This is a genomic window from Pseudomonas sp. NFACC42-2, from assembly GCF_900116055.1.
GTDB lineage: Bacteria > Pseudomonadota > Gammaproteobacteria > Pseudomonadales > Pseudomonadaceae > Aquipseudomonas > Aquipseudomonas marginalis.
Map to the genome: position 1 here is coordinate 44,670 of NZ_FOZO01000013.1, position 18,421 is coordinate 63,090.

Here is an 18,421-nt window from a genome sequence, read left to right on the forward strand (position 1 = left end):
TCGCCATTCAAAATGTGGGAGGGGGCTTGCCCCCGATAACGGCGGTACAGGCACCGCCGTCTCTGGATCAGACCTTCTTGTACAACTGACTGCCTTCCTGCTTGAACCGCTCCGCCTGCTCCGCCAGGCCCTTGGCGACGTCCACATCCACCGCGTCAATGCGCTGGTTGGCCGCGTACTCGCGCACTTCCTGGGTGATTTTCATCGAGCAGAACTTCGGCCCGCACATGGAGCAGAAGTGCGCGACCTTGGCCGAGTCCTTCGGCAGGGTTTCGTCGTGGTACGAACGCGCAGTATCCGGGTCCAGGCCGAGGTTGAACTGGTCTTCCCAGCGGAACTCGAAGCGCGCCTTGCTCAAGGCGTTATCGCGGATCTGCGCGCCCGGATGCCCCTTGGCCAAGTCCGCCGCATGGGCCGCGATCTTGTAGGTGATGATCCCGGTCTTCACGTCATCCTTGTTCGGCAGGCCCAGGTGTTCCTTGGGCGTGACGTAGCAGAGCATGGCGCAACCGAACCAGCCGATCATCGCCGCACCGATGCCGGAGGTGATGTGGTCATAGCCCGGCGCGATGTCGGTGGTCAGTGGGCCGAGGGTGTAGAACGGCGCTTCGTCGCAGCATTCGAGCTGCTTGTCCATGTTCTCCTTGATCAACTGCATCGGCACGTGGCCGGGGCCTTCGATCATGGTTTGCACGTCGTGCTTCCAGGCGATCTTGGTCAGCTCGCCAAGGGTTTCCAGTTCGCCGAACTGCGCGGCGTCGTTGGCGTCGGCAATCGAGCCCGGGCGCAGGCCGTCGCCGAGGGAGAAGCTGACGTCATAGGCCTTCATGATTTCGCAGATTTCGTCGAAATGCGTGTAGGTGAAGTTCTCTTTGTGGTGCGCCAGGCACCACTTGGCCATGATCGAACCGCCACGGGACACGATGCCGGTGACGCGCTTGGCGGTCAGCGGCACGTAGCGCAGCAGCACGCCCGCATGGATGGTGAAGTAGTCGACGCCCTGCTCGGCCTGTTCGATCAGGGTGTCGCGGAACAGCTCCCAGGTCAGGTCTTCGGCCGCGCCGCCGACTTTTTCCAGGGCCTGGTAGATCGGCACGGTACCGATCGGCACCGGCGAGTTGCGGATGATCCACTCACGGGTTTCGTGGATGTGCTTGCCGGTGGACAGGTCCATCACGGTGTCCGAGCCCCAGCGAATGCCCCAGGTGAGTTTCGCCACTTCTTCTTCGATGGACGAACCCAGGGCGCTGTTGCCGATGTTGCCGTTGATCTTCACCAGGAAGTTACGGCCGATGATCATCGGTTCCAGTTCGGTGTGGTTGATGTTGGCCGGGATGATCGCGCGGCCACGGGCGATTTCTTCACGCACGAATTCGGGGGTGATGATTTTCGGCACGCTGGCGCCGAAGCTGTGGCCGGCGTGTTGCTGGTCGAGCAGGCCACTGGCACGGGCCTCTTCCAGCTTCATGTTTTCGCGGATGGCGACGTATTCCATCTCGGCGGTGATGATGCCTTTGCGCGCGTAGTGCATCTGGGTAACGTTGGCCCCGGCCTTGGCGCGGCGCGGGTTTTTCACGTGGGCGAAACGCAGCGCAGTCAGCTCCGCGTCGCTCAGGCGCTGTTGGCCAAAGTGCGAACTCAAGCCCGACAGGCGCTCAGTGTCGCCACGCGCTTCGATCCACGGCGAGCGCACATCGCCCAGGCCTTTGCGCACGTCGATGATCACATTCGGGTCGGTGTACGGGCCGGAGGTGTCGTAGACCACCACGGGCGCATTGATTTCGCCGCCGAAGTCGGTGGGGGTCACGTCCAGGCTGATTTCACGCATGGGTACGCGAATGTCCGGGCGAGTGCCCTGCACGTAGATTTTTTGCGAGCGGGTAAACGGCTGCACGGAGCCGGAGTCGACCTTGGCCGATTCACTCAAGTGCACGGTGTTTTTCAGTTTTGTACTTTTTATTTCTGTGCTCATCACGGGCTCTCCAACTATCCGGGCGGTGGATTTTTTGTCGGAGCGAACCTGTGACGGACGGATGCACTGAAACCAGTGCTGTGCTTGGTGCACGAGGGTTGTTCGAAGGTCGAACAACATCCCGGACGAAGCACAAGAGGACTCGCCGGGGGACGAGAAATCTTGTTCCCTACGCAGGCGTTAACCTGATCAGGTTCAACGGGATCCGGTATTTACCGATCTCAGCCTTCCAACAAGGCACCCCGACAAGAACTCGGCCAGTCTAGACCATGCCGTGGGCAAATTGCCAATAGCGGTGCATTCAGCGTGATGAATGGCGTGATTGCGGGATTGTTGCGCCGAGTCAGCGCCACTACACTCGATTGCCGCCACAATGCTTGACGCCAGGAATGGCCCGTCTTAGCCTTGGGCGTTAAATTATCGCCGTAATATTCACACTAGGGATCGCCTCATGCTGCGCAAACTCTCACTGGCTCTCGCCGTGTCTTGTGCGACCAACGGAATGGTCTGGGCAGCTGAAGCGCCCTTGTCCGCCAAAACCGACCTGGTCAGCGTCTATCAGGAAGCGGTGGATAACAACGCCGACCTCGCTGCCGCCCGCGCCCAATACGGCGCGCAGAAAGAAGTCGTGCCCCAGGCCCGCGCGGGGTTGCTGCCGAACCTGTCGGGCGGTGCCGACATCAATAACGTGCGCACCCAGATCGACACACCGGCCGCCACCGCCAACCGCGACGCCCACTCCTGGCGCGCGACCCTGAGCCAACCGCTGTTCCGCGCCGATCGCTGGTTCCAACTGCAAGCCGCCGAGGCCACCAACGAACAGGCGGCGCTGCAACTCTCGGCCACCGAACAGAACCTGATCCTGCAAAGCGCCGAGAGCTACTTCGCCGTGCTGCGCGCCCAGGACAACCTGGCCTCGACCAAGGCCGAGGAAAATGCTTTCAAGCGCCAGCTGGATCAATCCAACGAACGCTTCGACGTGGGCCTGTCGGACAAGACCGATGTGCTGCAATCCCAGGCCAGCTATGACACTGCACGGGCCAACCGGATCCTGGCCCAGCGCCAGGTGGACGATGCCTTTGAAGCGCTGATTACCTTGACCAACCGCCAGTACAACTCGATCCAGGGCATTGTCCACACGCTGCCGGTGTTGCCACCGCTGCCCAACGACGCCAAGGCCTGGGTCGAGACCGCCGGTCGCCAGAACCTGAACCTGCTGGCCAGCAACTACGCCGTCACGGCCGCCGAGGAAACCCTCAAGCAGCGCAAGGCCGGCCACGCGCCGACCCTGGACGCCGTCGCACAGTATGAAAAAGGTGACAACGACGCCCTTGGCTTCAGCAACCCGAATGCCTTCGGCACGCCCTACCGTGGCGATGTGGAGCAGCGCACCATCGGCCTGCGCCTGAACATCCCGATCTACAGCGGCGGCCTGACCAGCTCGCAGGTGCGGGAGTCGTACTCGCGCCTGGGCCAGACCGAGCAGCAACGCGAAGGCCTGCGTCGCCAGGTGGTGGAAAACACGCGCAACCTGCACCGCGCGGTAAACACCGACGTGGAACAGGTCCAGGCGCGCCGCCAGTCGATCATCTCCAACCAGAGCGCCGTGGAAGCTACGGAAATCGGTTACCAGGTGGGTACGCGCAATATCGTCGATGTGCTGGACTCACAGCGCCAGCTCTACGCGTCGGTGCGCAACTACAACAACAGCCGCTATGACTACATCCTCGACAACCTGCGCTTGAAACAGGCGGCGGGCACCTTGAACCCGGGGGACCTGCAGGACCTGACGCGCTACCTCAAGGCCGACTACAACCCGGATCGTGACTTCCTGCCACCGGACCTGGCCAAGGCGGCCGCCGAACAGCTCAAGGCTCGCCCAGGCTACTGAGCACGCCACAAAACCAATATGGGAGGTGGCTTGTTCCCTCCCATATTGGTAACGGTGTTAAGTCAGGGAGCTATCAGTCTATCCAAACCATCCAGCAAGCGCTTAAGCGCCCCCTGGTTAGCCTGCATCACCTTGAGCCCCGCCTGCGCCATCCGGCGTGCATCCTGGGGCAGCTCGAACAGCTGGCGTACGGCCTCGGCCAGCCCTTCTGCGTCCTCCACCTCTCGCAACGCCCCCGCTTCGCGCATCATCGCGGTGATTTCGAGGAAGTTGAACACATGGGGGCCCATGATCACCGGCTTGGCCAGGGCCGCCGGTTCCAGCGGGTTGTGCCCGCCGGTCGGGACCAGGCTGCCACCGACAAAGGCGCTGTCGGCCAGGGCATAGAGAAACAACAGCTCGCCCATGGTATCGCCGAGCAGTACCGAGGTTTGCGCGGTCACCGGCTCGCCGCTGGAGCGACGCACCGTGGCAAACCCTTGTTGCGCGCACAACTCGAACATCGGGCCGAAGCGCTCCTGATGACGCGGCACCAGGATCAGCAGCGCGTTGGGATAGCTCTCGAGCAATTGCCGGTGGGCCGCCAGCACCACTTCATCTTCGCCTTCGTGGGTACTGGCGGCGATCCACACCGGGCGCTCGGCGGCGCCCCATTGCTCGCGCAGGGCGGCGGCGCGCAGCGGCAGCTCGGGGTCGATGGTCAGGTCGAACTTGATCGAACCAGTGACTTCGACGGTTTCCGCGCGTGCGCCCAGGCTCAGGAAACGCTGGGCCTCGGTCTCGGTCTGTACCGCGAACAGGCTCATTTCCGATAGCATCGGCGCCGTCAGCCTGGCGAAACGCGCATAGCCCTTGGCCGAACGCGCCGACAGCCGCGCATTGGCCAAGGCCACCGGAATACCGCGCCGGGCGCAGGCGTGGATATGGTTGGGCCACAACTCGGTCTCCATGATCACCGCCAGCCTGGGCTGTACACGATCGAGAAAACGCTTGGCTGCACAGGGCAAATCGTAAGGCAGGTAGCAATGCTGGATGCGCGGCTCGTTGGCGAACAACGCCTGGATGCGCTCGGAACCGGTGGGCGTCATGCAGGTGACGGTGACCGGCAGGTGTGGATAACGCGCCAACAAACCGCGGATCATCGGCGCCGCGGCAATGCTTTCGCCCACCGACACCGCATGCACCCAGATCCCGCCCGGTTGCATCACCGGCAAGCCATAGGAAAACCGCTCGCCGACGCGCCGGGCATAGGCCGGCGCCTTGCGTGCACGCAACCAGAGACGTAAGGCCACCAACGGCAGCGCCAGGTAAAACAGACAGCTGTAGAGAGTTCTATTCATGGCGGCGGAGTTTATCGGCTTTTTCAGTCGATCGCCTGCAAGCACTCGGCAAAACGTTTGGCGAGAAAGCGCGCGGCGGGGCCCAGGTGCTCGTCGCGCCGCCAGACCAGCTCCACCACCAGGGCCGGTGGCGTCCATTCGCTGTCCAATTCCACCATCTGCTGCTGATAGGTCGGGTACTGCACGATATGCCGTGGCAGCCACGCCCAGCCCAGGCCGCTCATCAGCCATTCGGCCAGTACGTAGAAACTGTCGGCACGCCACACCAGCGGGCTGGCCGCTTCGCTGCCGGGGTAGACGCTGGTCTGGGTCGACATCAACAACTGACGAAACTGGGCCAGGTGCTGGCAGGTCACGTACGACTCCTTGGCCAGCGGGTGGTTCACGCCGCACACCGTGACCATCTCCACGCTGCCTACCACCCGCCGCTCCAGGGCTTCGGGGATCTGGTCGTGGTAGAACAACAGGCCCAGGTCGGCCTGGCGCTCCACCAACTTGCGCGCCACATCGCCCTGGGCGGCGCTGGACAGTTGCACTTCCAGCAACGGGTACTGCCCCGCCAGCGCCTCAAGGCTGTCGAGTACCGGCTGGAACAACATGGCTTCATCCTGGGCCAGGCGCAGGCAGGCTTCTTCACCGCGGGTCAGTGACAGTGCCCGGCCATTGAGGCGCTCACATTGGCGCAGCACTTCGCGGGCCTCCTCCAGCAACACACTGCCGGCTTCGGTCAGGCTGGGCTGGCGGCCGCTGCTACGCTCGAACAGGCTCACGCCAAGGTCGGTCTCCAGCATCGCGATCGCGTTGCTGACTGCCGATTGCGCCTTGCGCTGCCCGCGCGCCACCGCTGAAAACGAACGCTGCTCGGCGACGCTGACAAACAAACGCATCTGCTCCAGGTTCCATTGCATGCTCATCCCACAACCCATCTTTATTTCGGATAGGTAATGACTTTACCCCATCTGATAAAACTCTAGAATGCCGGCCTTATCAGATTGCTTTACACCGAGGACTCACCCATGAACGCCGCCTACTGCTACCTGGCTATTGCCATCTGCTCGGAAGTGATCGCCACCGTTTCCATGAAAGCCATCAAGGGCTGGAGTACTCCCATCCCGCTGTTGCTGGTGATCGTCGGCTATGGCGTGGCGTTCTGGATGCTGACCCTGGTGGTGCGTACCGTGCCGGTCGGCGTCGCCTACGCGGTATGGGCCGGGATGGGCATCGTGATGGTCAGCATTGCCGCGCTGTTTATCTATGGGCAGAAGCTCGATGTGCCGGCGATGCTGGGGATGGGCCTGATTGTGCTGGGCGTGGTGGTCATCCAGCTGTTTTCGAAAACCGCCGGGCATTGAGTGTTCACTTGAGCCTCCATTGAATCCAGGACTCGCCGCCTCGCTAAAGCGCGACAGCGCCTACGGTGTGCATGGTGCGGGATGTATACTTGCGGCCTTGTTTTGAAATGAGGTCGCCCATGCCATCCGTTATTTCCACCGACGTCCTGATTGTCGGCGCCGGAGTTGCCGGGCTCTGGCTGAATGCGCGCCTACGCCGCCAGGGGTTTTCCACGGTGCTGGTGGAAAACGCCACATTAGGTGGCGGGCAAAGCGTGAAATCCCAGGGGATTATCCACGGCGGTGCCAAATATGCCCTGCACGGCGCCCTCACCGGCGCCTCCGAAGCGATTGCCGATATGCCGCGCCGCTGGCGTGAAGCCCTGGCCGGTGACGGCGAGCTGGACCTGTCTGGCGTGCGCGTGCTCTCGCAAGCCCATTACCTGTGGTCCCCTGGCACGATCGCCGGCAACCTCACCAGCTTTTTTGCCAGCAAGGCCGTGCGCGGCCGTGTCGATCAGGTCAAGGGCGACGACCTGCCGCCAGCCCTGCAAGACCGTGGCTTCAAGGGCAAGGTCTATCGCCTGGCCGAACTGGTGGTGGACGTACCCAGCGTGATCGAACGCCTGGCGCAACTGGCCGGTGACGGCTTGCTCGCCGGGCAGCGCATCGAACCACTGCGCGAAGGCGACACCCTGGTGGGCCTGAAGGTCGATGGCCGCGAAATCCGTGCCCAGCGCATCGTCCTGAGCGCCGGCGGCGGTACCGCCGAACTGCTCGCCGCCCTGGGCCTGAGCCAGCCGGCCATGCAGAAACGCCCGTTGCATATGATCATCGCCAAGGGCCCAGGCCTGAAGCCGCTGTACGCCCACTGCCTGGGCGGCGGTACCAAGCCGCGCATCACTGTCACCACGCACCCGGCCGCCGATGGCAATTGGGTGTGGTACCTGGGCGGCGACATTGCCGAGGCCGACGGCGTGGCACGCACCCCCGAAGAGCAGATCGCCACCGCCCGGAAAGAGCTGGCGCACCTGCTGCCCTGGATCGATATGAGCCAGACCCGCTGGGCGACGCTGCGGGTCGACCGCGCAGAACCCCTGCAATCGGGCCTGAGCCGGCCTGACAACGCCTTCGTCGCCGAAGAGGGCCGCCTGCTGGTGGGCTGGCCGACCAAGCTGGCGCTGGCGCCGGATTTCGCCGATCGCGTGATCAACAGCCTCGAACGCGACGGCATCCGCCCAAGCGCATCGGAGCCTTTGCCCGACCTGCCAAAACCCGCCATCGGCGTACCGGCCTGGGAGCAACTGTTGCCATGAGCCTGCCGACCCTGCACGACCTGCACCGCCCCTTGGGTAGTACCGGCTTGCTGGTGTCGCCGCTCGGCCTCGGCACCGTCAAGCTGGGCCGCGACCAGGGTGTGAAATACCCCAGCGGCTTTACCATTCCCGATGACGACGAAGCACGGATGTTGCTGCGCCAGGCCCGCCAGCTGGGCATCAATCTGATCGATACCGCACCCGCCTACGGGCGCAGCGAAGAACGCCTGGGGCCACTGCTGCGCGGCCAGCGCCAGGACTGGGTGATTGTCAGCAAGGTCGGCGAGGAGTTCGAAGAAGGCCTGTCCCGCCATGATTTCAGCGCTGCCCATACACGGATGTCGATCGAACGCAGCTTGAAACGACTTGAAACGGATTTTATCGATCTGGTGCTGGTGCATTCCGATGGCAACGACCTGCACATCCTCAACGACTGTGAGGTGTACCAGACCCTCGCGCAGTTGAAACAAGAGGGCAAGATTCGCGGTTTCGGCTTCTCCGGCAAAACCGTCGAAGGTGGCGTGAAGGCTCTGGAACAAGGTGATTGCGCGATGGTCACCTACAATCTGAACGAACAGGCGGAAAAAGCCGTCATTGAGTATGCGGCGGCCCATGGCAAGGGCATTCTGGTCAAAAAGGCGCTGGCCAGCGGCCACGTCTGCCTGGAACCGGGAATGGATCCAATACACGCCAGTTTCATGCTGTTGTTTGCGCAAACGGGCGTCGCCAGTGCTATTGTCGGGACCATCAATCCGCTGCACCTGGCCCATAACGTGGCGACCGCTGCCAAGGTCATTCGTCAACTCTGATGCCGCCGACGCGGCCGACCCCGTCGCAAGAAGGAGCCGACATGCCGCGAACGCTCATAAGAAAAAACCCCAGCAACTTCAAGACACTGCCGCTGCACGTCGAAGCCACCCCGGAAGGCCTGAGCTACCAGAGCGTGGGTATGCCGCTCAACTTCGCCCAGACCCTGCAACGGCGCAAGCCGGTTGACGTGCCGGATGCCGAACGCTTCGCCCTGGAACTGGCCAACCTCGGCGTATCGGTGCGCCTGACCCTGCACTGGCAAAACAAGGATTACTGGGTGTTGGTGCGCCAGCGTCGCCAGGACCGTGGCGATGTGGTGCTCAAGCTGATCTCCGGCTACGTGCCCGCCCATGAACTGAACCTGCCGCTGCACACCGCCATCCAGGAGATTGCCGAGGAATGTCTGTTGGAGACCCCGGAAGGCTGGCTCGGCGGGCGCTTCAACGACACCTGGTTGCCGGCCCCCTACTCCGCCGCGCTGCATTACCGCGAAGCCTTGCCGTTTCGCCTGAGCCCTTTGTCAGGCGCCGCACGCCCGGTACGTTGCGCAACCACCCAACTGATCGAGCGCCCGCGGGCCTATGTGCATGTGCCGACCGCGTCGCTGCAACTGATTTATGACTTGCGCCTGGAAGTGCCGAAGGAAGCCAAATCCCTGAGCCTGTTCCATGTGGATGAGCGGCTTGAAGGCGACCAGCTGGTGGCACGCCTGGACCGCCAGCGCCCGGACCTGTACCTGATGCCATTGAAAGACGGCCAACCGCTCGCCGAGCTCTACACCGTCAAGAAAGACCAGCTCTACCCCGCCAGCACCCGCGGTCTGTACCTGGCAGAAAGCTTCGCCCAGCAGGAAGGTTGGCTGGTGCGCGACGAGCGCATTCGCTGGAAGGATTGGCTGCGGCAGCAAGGCCTGGCGGAGCCTGAGAAAGAATCGAAATTGAAGCGCCTGACCGGCAAGGCGCGCCAGATGCTGCGCAAGATCGTGCCAAAGAAAAAAACCAGCCGCTGAGGGCTGGTTTCTGCTGGATCAGCCCTTGAGCAACCGCGCCAGGCCAACCGTCAACGGGGTCGGCTCAGGCAGCTTGAAGCTGGCCAGCAAACGCTGGTTATTTGCCCGCGAATGCCGAATGTCTCCCGAGCGTGCCGGGCCGTAAGTCACGGCAGGCAACGTACCAATGGCCTCTTCCAGCGCCTGCAGCACCTGCTTGAGGGTAGTCGTGCGGTTCCAGCCGACGTTGATCGCCCCCAACGGCGCGTCCGGGGCTTCGATGGCCTGCACCAGCACGTCCACCAGGTCTTCCACGTACATGAAGTCGCGGGTCTGCTCGCCATCGCCGAACACGGCAATCGGCAGGCCTTGCTGAGCCCGTTCGCTGAAGATGCTGATCACGCCGGAGTACGGCGATGACGGATCCTGGCGCGGGCCGAAGATATTGAAGAAGCGGAAAATCACCGGTTCCAGGCCGTGCTGGCGCCGGTAGAAGTCGAAGTAATGCTCGCCGGCCAACTTGTCCGAGGCATAGGGCGTCAACGGCGCCTTGGTGGTCTCTTCGTCAATGGAAGCGCCTTCGCCGTTGTTGCCATACACCGCCGCGCTGGAAGCAAATACCACCCGCTTCACACCGGCTTTGCGCATGGCTTCGCAGACATTCAGGGTACCGACGAAATTGCTCTGGTGCGTGCTGACCGGGTCATCCACCGAAGCCTGCACCGAAGCGACCGCCGCCAGGTGCACCACCGCCGTCGCGCCGACAGCGGCACGCGCCACCAGCCCGGCATCGGCGACATCACCCTCGAGCAGTTCGACGCGCGGGTTGTCCAGCGGCAGGTTGCTGCGCTTGCCCGTAGACAGGTTATCCAGCACACGCACCGCATAGCCCTTGGCAAGCAGCGCATCGACCAGGTGCGAGCCAATAAAGCCCGCGCCACCGGTGATCAGGACCAACGGATCAGCCTTACTCATTGTTGCGGATCTTCTCGACAATGGCGGTGGTCGAGCTGTTCTCAACCAGGCCCAGCACTTTGACCTTGCCGCCGTAGGCACTGACGATATCAGCACCGACCACCTGGTCGACGGAGTAGTCGCCGCCCTTGACCAGCACGTCCGGCTTGACCTGGGCCAGCAGGTTTTCCGGGGTGGCTTCAGGGAAGCTGATCACCCAGTCCACCGCGCCCAACCCGGCCAATACCGCCATGCGTCGGTCGACGCTGTTGATCGGACGGCCAGGGCCTTTCAGGCGGCTGACCGACGCGTCATCGTTGACCGCGACGATCAGCCTATCACCTTGGGCGCGAGCCTGCTCCAGGTAGGTCACATGGCCGGCGTGGAGGATGTCGAAACAGCCATTGGTGAACACAATGCTTTCGTTGTGGGCACGGGCATCGTCAATCGCCAGCAGCAATTGCTCGATGCTCAGCACACCACGTTCCGAACCTTCGGAGCGCTGGATCGCCCGGCGCAGTTCAGGCGCGCTGATCGCGGCCGTCCCCAGCTTGCCGACCACAATGCCCGCCGCCAGGTTGGCCAGGGCCACGGCGTGGGGCAACTCTTCGCCGGCCGCAATGGAGGCCGCCAGGGTGGAAATCACGGTGTCACCGGCACCGGTGACGTCAAACACTTCACGGGCACGCGCCGGCAGGTGCATCGCCGGGTGACCGGGACGCAGCAGGGTCATGCCATGCTCGCCACGGGTCACCAGCAAGGCGCCGAGGTCGAGGTCGGCCATGAGTGCCGCGCCTTTGCTCACCAGGTCGTGCTCATCGGCGCAACCGCCGACGATGGCCTCGAACTCGCTGAGGTTCGGTGTGATCAGGCTGGCACCTCGATAAATCGAGAAGTCCTTGCCCTTGGGATCGGCCAGTACCGGAATGTTCCGCGCCTTGGCGGCCTGGATCAGTTCCTGGTGGTTCTTCAGGGCGCCTTTGCCGTAGTCGGACAACACCAGCACCTTGATACCTTCGAGCAACGCGTCGACCTGGCCGCTGAGGGCCAGGGCGTCGGTGGCGAAGGGTTCTTCGAAATCGATCCGCAGCAATTGCTGGTGACGGCTCATCACCCTCAGCTTGACGATGGTCGGCTGATGGGCAATGCGCTGGAACAGCGCGCGCACGCCGGCGCCGCGCAGGCTGTTGGCCAGGCTGTCGGCGGCTTCGTCGTCGCCGGTCACACCGACCAGGGAGGCCGGGGCGCCGAGGGCGGCAATATTGAGGGCAACGTTGGCAGCGCCACCTGGACGGTCTTCGATTTGCTCGACCTTGACTACCGGTACCGGCGCCTCAGGGGAAATCCGTGAGGTACCGCCATGCCAGTAACGGTCGAGCATGACATCGCCGACCACCAAGACAGGGGCTTGATCGAATCGCGGCATGGACAACTTCATGGAGCAACCCACATACAAAATGAACAGGGGCGCGATATTAGCACAGGGTGAGCGCCGCCTAGTTCGAGAGCTTTATCCGCGATGCATCAGGCACTGAAACTGATCACTTTTTAAACAGTGCCGCCAGGATCTGCTCCACGGCTTCGGCCAGATCGACCTCATCGGTATTGATTTCGCAGTCGGCCGCAAGCGGTGCCTCATAGGGGCTGTCCAACCCGGTGAAGGCCTTGATGCGCCCCTCCAGTGCGGCGCGGTACAAGCCCTTGGGATCGCGCCGGGCACATACGTCAAAGGGCGTGCTGACATAAATCTCAAAGAACTGCTCCGGCCCGAACAGCGCCCTGGCGCTCGCCCGATCGACGCTGAACGGCGAGATCGCCGACACAATGACAATCAAGCCGGCGTCCACCATCAGGCGCGCCACTTCGCCGATACGCCGGATATTTTCCTTGCGCGCCGCATCGCTCATGCCCAGGTCATTGCACAGCCCTGCGCGCAAGTTATCGCCATCAAGCACGAAGGTATGCCGCCCCTGCTCGTTGAGTTGCACCTCCAGGGCATTGGCCAGGGTCGACTTGCCGGACCCGGACAGCCCCGTCAGCCATACGCAGCAGGGCTGCTGGTGCTTGAGCGCCGCCCGTGCGGCCACCGACAGCGATAGGGAAAAGGGACGGATGGCAGCGCCACCGCCGGCCAGCAACTGGCTATTCATAACCCAACACCTCGTAGTCACGTTGATAGGCACGCCTGACCAACCGGCGCGTGCGCGAGGAGCAAAAGTCCCTGACCGCCTCGTGGCGACGCCCCAGTGAAACATTCAGATGCGGCAGGGATGAGTCCACGCCGAGGCGTTCGCACAGGTGCTGGAAGTCTTGCTGCAATGACTCCTGGCGCCCGAGAAAGTCCATGGCCATCTGGCCCATGTGATCGATCAGAAAGTCGGTCTGGGGAGCAAAGTGCAATTGACGTCGCAGGTTATCCGGGTGCAGCCAGCCGGCAACGAAATGGTCGAAGTCGCGGTAGCTGGAAACCAGCGACTGGGCTTGCAGGTCGCGAGCGCCCATAGGGTTGCCGCGCAAGTAGGTATAGGCCGAGTAAGCGCGCTCCAGCGGGTCGCGTACGAAAGCGAATTTGAAGCTGCGCTCGCAGTGTTGGGGAAATTGCTGCTCATACCAGTAATACGGCAGATGCCCCGGCCAGCGCCCCTCGAGAAGTGCCGAGCACAGGCTGCTGCCGGCGCATTTGGGCACATGGATAAACACGCACTGGTATCGTTCGAAAGCCGGGTTAAGCGTTGCTACCCCAGACAGGGATTTGTTCACCGCCTGGCGATCCACCACCGACAAACGCCCCAGCAGAAACACCCTCTGGTGTTTGGGAAGCAGCTTCCACAGTAGACGTTGCAACATTCCAATACCCACGCAAGAAGGTTAGCCCTCTCGTTCGTCATTCGAATCGAGAAGGCCAACATAACAAACGACAGGCGGTGGATTATTTGGCTTTGGTCAAGCCCTGTAACGGCCCGGATACAAACACCGGGGCGCATTGCGCGCCCCGGCTGGTCAGGTGATGTTTGCCGTCGCCGGCTCGTCCAGCCCCATGGCGTGCAGGCGCGAGTAATAACCCCCCATGGCCAGCAGTTCGAGATGTGTCCCGCGCTCGACAATTTCGCCGTGGTCCATCACCAGAATCAGGTCGGCTTTCTCGATGGTGGACAACCGGTGCGCAATCACCAGGGTGGTGCGACCTTTCATGACCTTGTCCAGTGCAGCCTGGATATGCCGCTCGGACTCGGTATCCAGGGCCGAAGTGGCCTCATCGAGGATCAGCAGCGGGGCATTTTTCAGCAGGGCCCGGGCGATCGCCAGGCGCTGACGTTGACCACCGGAAAGCAGCACGCCATTTTCACCGACTTCGGTGTCCAGGCCTTTTGGCAGCTCGGAGATGAAGTCCATGGCGTAGGCGTCGGCGGCGGCTTTCTCGATGTCGGCACGAGGTGCATCCGCGAGGTCGCCGTAGGCGATGTTGTTGGCCACGGTGTCGTTGAACAAGGTCACATGCTGGGTCACCTGGGCCACGTGACGACGCAGGTTACGCAAGCGGTAGTCTTCGATCTCGACCTCGTCCAGCAGGATTTCCCCGGTTTCGTGATGGTAGAAACGCGGGATCAGGCTGGCCAGGGTCGACTTGCCGCTGCCCGAGCGGCCGACCAGGGCGATCATCTGCCCAGGGGCTGCGCTGAAGCTGATGTTCTTGAGCACCTCACGCTCCGTACCCGGGTAGGTGAAGCTCAGGTTGCGCACGTCCAGGCGACCGCTGACGCGATCACGCTCCACAGTGCCGCTGTCGACTTCGGGCTCTTCATCCAGTTGTTCGAAGATGCTCTCGGCACCGGCCACGCCTTTCTGGATCGTCGAGCTGACTTCCGACAGCTGGCGAATCGGCTTGGGCAGCAGGCCCGCCGCAGTAATGTAGGCCACCAGGTCACCGGCCGTGGCTTCACCGCGCAACAGCAGCACCAGGAACATCAACGCGGCCATGGCCGTGTAGATCACCAGTTGCAGCATCGGCGTATAGACCGCGCCGGTCTTGTTCATGCGCAGCTGCTTGTCGGTATTGCCCTGGCTGGCGGCGGCAAAGCGACGCTCCTCGTAGCTTTCGCCACCGAAGCTGCGCACCACGCGGTAACCCTGGATGGTTTCCGAAGCGACGTGCGTCACATCGCCCATTGCCACCTGGATCTTCTTGCTCTGCTTGCGGAATTTCTTGCTGGTGCTGCCGACCATGATCGCGATCAGCGGCAGGATCGCCAGCATCACCAGGGTCAGCTTCCAGTTCATCCACAGCAGGTAGCCGAACAGGAACACCACCGTCAGGCCTTCGCGGATCACCACCTTGATTGCATCGGTGGCCGCACCGGTGACCATGGTCACGTTGAAGGTGATACGGGAAATCAGGTGCCCGGAGTTGTGGGTATCGAAATAGCGGTTAGGCAACACCAGCAGCTTGTTGAACAACTGGACCCGCAGGTCATGCACCAGCCCCAGGGAAACCTTGGCCAGGTAGTAGTTGCCCAGGAACGACCCCAGCCCCTGCCACGCGGCGATCAGGATGATCAGCAGCGGCACGGCCATCAGCAACTTCAGGTCCTTGAACAACGGGATCTTGGGCAGGAACACCACATCGGGGTTGCTCAAGCCATCGACGAAGTACTTGAGAATCCCGGCGAGCATTGGCTGGGTCGAAGCGAAGATCACGAAGCCCACGATACTCAGCAGGAACATGCCGAGGTACGGTTTCACATAGCCCAGCAGCCGGAAATAGATTTTCAGGCTGGATTCCTGGTCCGCTTTGGGCGGTGCGTCACTCATGTGTCGAGCTCACTGATTGGGTAGGACGCGAACTTTATCACACGCGTCGGGTTTGGCCCGAGCCCAGACCAAAACACTGGCCAGGGCAATCGGCAACCAGGAGATAAACCACTCGGCCCGCGGCGTGCCGGTCAGGCTGGCGGCATCGAATTGCATGGCCAGGAACGAAAACACCCACATGCCGATGATGCCCTTGCCATAGAGCGTGTCGCGGGCCTTCCAGGCCTGCCACAGCACCCCGAACCACAGGCCGCACCACAGCAGCAGGCCCGGCAGGCCCAACTCGATGCTCACATGGGTGAACAGGTTGTGGGAGTGATCGAAAAAGAGGTTATCGGCAAATACCTTGTAGTCCCCGCCCAGCCCCAGGCCGGTCCACGGGCGCTCGCTGATCATCTGCACGGCGGCCATGAAGATCTGCGGGCGGTAAGACACACCCCGGGCCAGCACCAGGGACTGCATGGCGAAGAACACCGCCAGCGCCGCGATGACCGCACCAATGGCAATCACCGTGCTACGGCGGTCACGGCACCAGGCCGGCATTGCCACGACAGTCAGCAACAACGCCAGTGCGGCGCCGCGGCTTTGACTCAACACCACGAACAACCCAAGCAACGCGATGGACACTGCCCATGCCACCTGCATCCAGCGACCGCGCGGCAGCCAGTGCAGCAACCATACGGCGGCCAGGCCGATCACATAGGCACCCAGGATCGGATGGCTCAACTGGCCCAGGCCTTCGAGACGCGCATACCAGTCGTTATGCTCAAAGCCATAGAATTTGATGATCGCCAGGAGCGACGACAGGGCCAGGCCGAAACCACCCCATTGCATCACGCGGATCACCTGCTCGGTCCGACCACAGGCGAGTACCGGGAAAAACAGCAGGAACACGCCGATGTACAGCAGGCGCTTGGCTTCGCGCGAAGGGTCCTCGGCATTGGTCCACGTCAGGCTGATCGCCCCCCAAGCCGCCAGCAACCCGACCATCACGCAGAGCCAGCGCTGTTCGCGCCATACCTCCATGAGACGCTCACGGGCCGACCAGGCAAACACCATCGCCGGCAACCACAGGAACAGCGTCAAACCCTGTTGATAAATCTTATTGGTCGGGGCAAAAGCAATCGCCAGCAAAAACCAAAGTAACCCGAAAATCATCCATACCTGCGCCCAACGACTTGCTTGCATCACCCGCTCCTGAATACGTTCAACCCGCCAACCCGGCATGGTTAAAACCCAAAACTTTCGGCATTATTACCGATCACTGTGCCCGCGACTCCCACAAGGCTTTCCGACGATGCAATGTTCAAGGCTTTCCCAAGCCGATTTAACCGCGATGATTGAAGGTGCCAGAATCCTGGAACAGGACAGCTACGGCCCCAAAGTCTACCTGCTGACCGACGGGAACATCCTCAAGCTGTTTCGCCGCAAGCGCCTGCTGTCGTCCGCGCTGTTCCGCCCATACTCCAAGCGTTTCATCGACAACGTGGCGAAGTTGCAACAACGGGGCATCCCGACCCTGACCGTGCTCGCGTTCTTTCAACTGACGGCGCCCGGCATGACCGCCGTACTCTACCGCCCCTTGCCGGGCGAAACGCTGCGCCAGATTTCCAACCGTGAAGGCTTTGACTGGCACACCAACCTCGACCCGCTGGTGGCCCTTATTCGCCGCCTGCATGGCGCGGGCATCTACTTCCGTTCGTTGCACCTGGGCAATATTGTCGTGACGCCGGACAATGAAATGGGCCTGATCGACGTGGCCGACATGCGCTTCCTGCGTGCCCCCCTGAACCCGGAACTGGCAAGGCGCAACCTGCAACACTTCGCCCGCTATATTGCGCGCGAGAAGCTGAACGAACACTTTCCAATGCAAGCACTGGAGCAAGCGCTGCTAGCGGCATGAGAACAGCCGCCGGGTGGTTTCAGTGAAATCGTTCCAGGCCTGCTCCGGCGCCAACGCCCGCGATTGAGCCTCGACAACCTGCACGCCGGAACTCACGAACGCGCGTGCCAGGAGTTGCCCCCAGGACGTGGCGCTGTCTACGGGCGCGTACCAGCCGGCATCACCCAGTTGTTCGCGGAACACTGCCAGTTCGCTGGTCAGTACGGGCACGCCGGCCATCACCGCCTCTTGCAGGATCAACCCCAGGCCCTCTTCCGTCGACGGAATGGCGACCCAGTCAAACGCCCGATAAAGGGTCGCCGCCTCAGTAATATGCCCCGGCAGGTACACCTTGTCGCGCAAGCCAAGCGCCTCGATACGCGCCTCAAGCCTGGGCCTCGCCGGCCCCTCGCCGATGATCACCAGGCGCGCATCCGGCCGATCGGCCGTCGCACTGGCAAAGGCCTCCAGCAAACAGCCAAACCCCTTGCCGTCGACCAGTCGACCTACCGCCCCCACTGCCGGCGAGCCATCCAACGGCAGCCCCAGGCGGGATCGCGCCGGCTCACGGGCAAGCGCGGCGGCACGAAACACCGCAGGATCGAAGGCACTGCGCAGCACCGCCACAGGCCGTTGCAGGTAACGCTCAAGGGAGCCGGCGAGGGTTTGCGACACGGCCGCCAGCGTCAGTTGCGACGCCGGGAGTTGCTCGAAGAGCTTGCGATCAGCTTTGCGCAAGCGCGTGACACCATGAAAAATCACCACGGCCCGCACCTGCGGCAAGTGCTTGAGCACCGGTAAAAGCACCCGCGCGACACCGATGCCATCTAGCAGTACAACCTGCACATCCTCAGGCAGGGCCTTCTGGAAGCGCGCACGCATCCAGGGCATCAGCCACTTCCACAGGTGCCGCCCCTTGAGCCTGGCGGATGAGAGGTTCCACTCGACGGCCTGCTCGACCAGGCCATCGCTGCCGGCGGCGCTGCCCTGAAGCAACCAGGTGTGCACCGGTACATCGCTGTCGGCCTGGGCCAGTATTTGCTGATGAACCTTCTGCACCGAAGCGAATGCAGAGCCACCAGCCCACATGATGTTGAGAATACTCATCGAAAAAACCTTATGCGGCGT

General features: G+C 62.5%; 16 protein-coding genes and 1 riboswitch. Of the genes, 6 read left to right on the plus strand and 10 right to left on the minus strand.

Annotated elements, in window-relative coordinates:
* Positions 1 to 67: 67 nt before the first annotated feature.
* A complete protein-coding gene (thiC, locus tag BM416_RS21140; protein WP_027604923.1) occupies positions 68 to 1,972 on the minus strand; it encodes a phosphomethylpyrimidine synthase ThiC in 1,905 nt (634 codons plus the stop codon).
* A gap of 149 nt (positions 1,973 to 2,121) precedes the next feature.
* Positions 2,122 to 2,227, minus strand: a riboswitch (TPP riboswitch).
* Positions 2,228 to 2,423: 196 nt separating this feature from the next.
* Between thiC and BM416_RS21145 the strand changes: the two genes are divergently transcribed.
* Complete coding sequence (locus BM416_RS21145; protein ID WP_027604924.1) at positions 2,424 to 3,863, plus strand: TolC family outer membrane protein; 1,440 nt, start codon at positions 2,424 to 2,426, stop codon at positions 3,861 to 3,863.
* A 62-nt stretch (positions 3,864 to 3,925) separates the two neighbouring features.
* Here the strand turns inward: BM416_RS21145 and waaA are convergent, their stop codons facing one another.
* Both waaA and BM416_RS21155 read right to left on the minus strand, forming a co-directional pair.
* Positions 3,926 to 5,203, minus strand: coding sequence for a lipid IV(A) 3-deoxy-D-manno-octulosonic acid transferase (waaA, locus tag BM416_RS21150; protein ID WP_092489340.1), 1,278 nt, complete (start codon positions 5,201 to 5,203; stop codon positions 3,926 to 3,928).
* Between the two features lie 23 nt (positions 5,204 to 5,226).
* Entirely contained in the window at positions 5,227 to 6,117 is an 891-nt protein-coding gene (locus tag BM416_RS21155) for a LysR family transcriptional regulator (RefSeq protein ID WP_092489341.1), read from the minus strand.
* Between the two features lie 102 nt (positions 6,118 to 6,219).
* Between BM416_RS21155 and BM416_RS21160 the strand changes: the two genes are divergently transcribed.
* The 4 genes from BM416_RS21160 to BM416_RS21175 all read left to right on the plus strand — a co-directional run bounded on the left by BM416_RS21160 (position 6,220) and on the right by BM416_RS21175 (position 9,669).
* Positions 6,220 to 6,555: a DMT family transporter gene (locus tag BM416_RS21160; protein WP_027604927.1), complete on the plus strand. Its 336-nt coding sequence runs from the start codon at positions 6,220 to 6,222 to the stop codon at positions 6,553 to 6,555.
* 119 nt (positions 6,556 to 6,674) lie between these two features.
* Positions 6,675 to 7,850 (plus strand): NAD(P)/FAD-dependent oxidoreductase, encoded by a 1,176-nt coding sequence (locus tag BM416_RS21165; RefSeq protein ID WP_092489342.1) that lies wholly within the window; start codon positions 6,675 to 6,677, stop codon positions 7,848 to 7,850.
* Positions 7,847 to 8,659, plus strand: a complete 813-nt coding sequence (locus BM416_RS21170; protein WP_065946617.1) for an aldo/keto reductase — start codon at positions 7,847 to 7,849, stop codon at positions 8,657 to 8,659. The genes BM416_RS21165 and BM416_RS21170 overlap by 4 nt, the downstream gene beginning before the upstream one ends.
* A 41-nt stretch (positions 8,660 to 8,700) precedes the next feature.
* Positions 8,701 to 9,669 carry a metal ABC transporter ATPase gene (locus tag BM416_RS21175; protein ID WP_065940854.1) on the plus strand — a complete coding sequence of 323 codons (969 nt, stop codon included), beginning with the start codon at positions 8,701 to 8,703 and terminating at the stop codon, positions 9,667 to 9,669.
* Between the two features lie 18 nt (positions 9,670 to 9,687).
* On the opposite strand, the gene BM416_RS21180 is transcribed toward BM416_RS21175, so the two are convergent.
* From BM416_RS21180 to BM416_RS21205, 6 genes are all read right to left on the minus strand, one after another.
* Complete coding sequence (locus BM416_RS21180) at positions 9,688 to 10,623, minus strand: NAD-dependent epimerase/dehydratase family protein (protein ID WP_092489343.1); 936 nt, start codon at positions 10,621 to 10,623, stop codon at positions 9,688 to 9,690.
* Positions 10,616 to 12,040 (minus strand): bifunctional D-glycero-beta-D-manno-heptose-7-phosphate kinase/D-glycero-beta-D-manno-heptose 1-phosphate adenylyltransferase HldE, encoded by a 1,425-nt coding sequence (gene hldE, locus BM416_RS21185; RefSeq protein WP_065925651.1) that lies wholly within the window; start codon positions 12,038 to 12,040, stop codon positions 10,616 to 10,618. Before hldE ends, BM416_RS21180 begins: the two co-directional genes overlap by 8 nt.
* 103 nt (positions 12,041 to 12,143) lie before the next feature.
* Positions 12,144 to 12,752: an adenylyl-sulfate kinase gene (gene cysC, locus BM416_RS21190; protein WP_092489344.1), complete on the minus strand. Its 609-nt coding sequence runs from the start codon at positions 12,750 to 12,752 to the stop codon at positions 12,144 to 12,146.
* Complete coding sequence (locus BM416_RS21195) at positions 12,745 to 13,449, minus strand: sulfotransferase family 2 domain-containing protein (RefSeq protein ID WP_092489345.1); 705 nt, start codon at positions 13,447 to 13,449, stop codon at positions 12,745 to 12,747. The genes cysC and BM416_RS21195 overlap by 8 nt, the downstream gene beginning before the upstream one ends.
* A gap of 153 nt (positions 13,450 to 13,602) precedes the next feature.
* Positions 13,603 to 15,411 carry a lipid A export permease/ATP-binding protein MsbA gene (gene msbA / locus BM416_RS21200; RefSeq protein ID WP_027604935.1) on the minus strand — a complete coding sequence of 603 codons (1,809 nt, stop codon included), beginning with the start codon at positions 15,409 to 15,411 and terminating at the stop codon, positions 13,603 to 13,605.
* Positions 15,412 to 15,420: 9 nt separating this feature from the next.
* Positions 15,421 to 16,599 (minus strand): O-antigen ligase family protein, encoded by a 1,179-nt coding sequence (locus tag BM416_RS21205; RefSeq protein ID WP_027604936.1) that lies wholly within the window; start codon positions 16,597 to 16,599, stop codon positions 15,421 to 15,423.
* Positions 16,600 to 16,747: 148 nt separating this feature from the next.
* Here BM416_RS21205 and BM416_RS21210 point away from each other — a divergent pair, with 148 nt between their 5' ends.
* Positions 16,748 to 17,314, plus strand: coding sequence for a BUD32 family EKC/KEOPS complex subunit (locus BM416_RS21210; RefSeq protein ID WP_175539088.1), 567 nt, complete (start codon positions 16,748 to 16,750; stop codon positions 17,312 to 17,314).
* Here the strand turns inward: BM416_RS21210 and BM416_RS21215 are convergent.
* Entirely contained in the window at positions 17,303 to 18,400 is a 1,098-nt protein-coding gene (locus BM416_RS21215) for a glycosyltransferase (protein ID WP_092489347.1), read from the minus strand. The genes BM416_RS21210 and BM416_RS21215 overlap by 12 nt on opposite strands.
* Between the last annotated feature and the right edge of the window lie 21 nt (positions 18,401 to 18,421).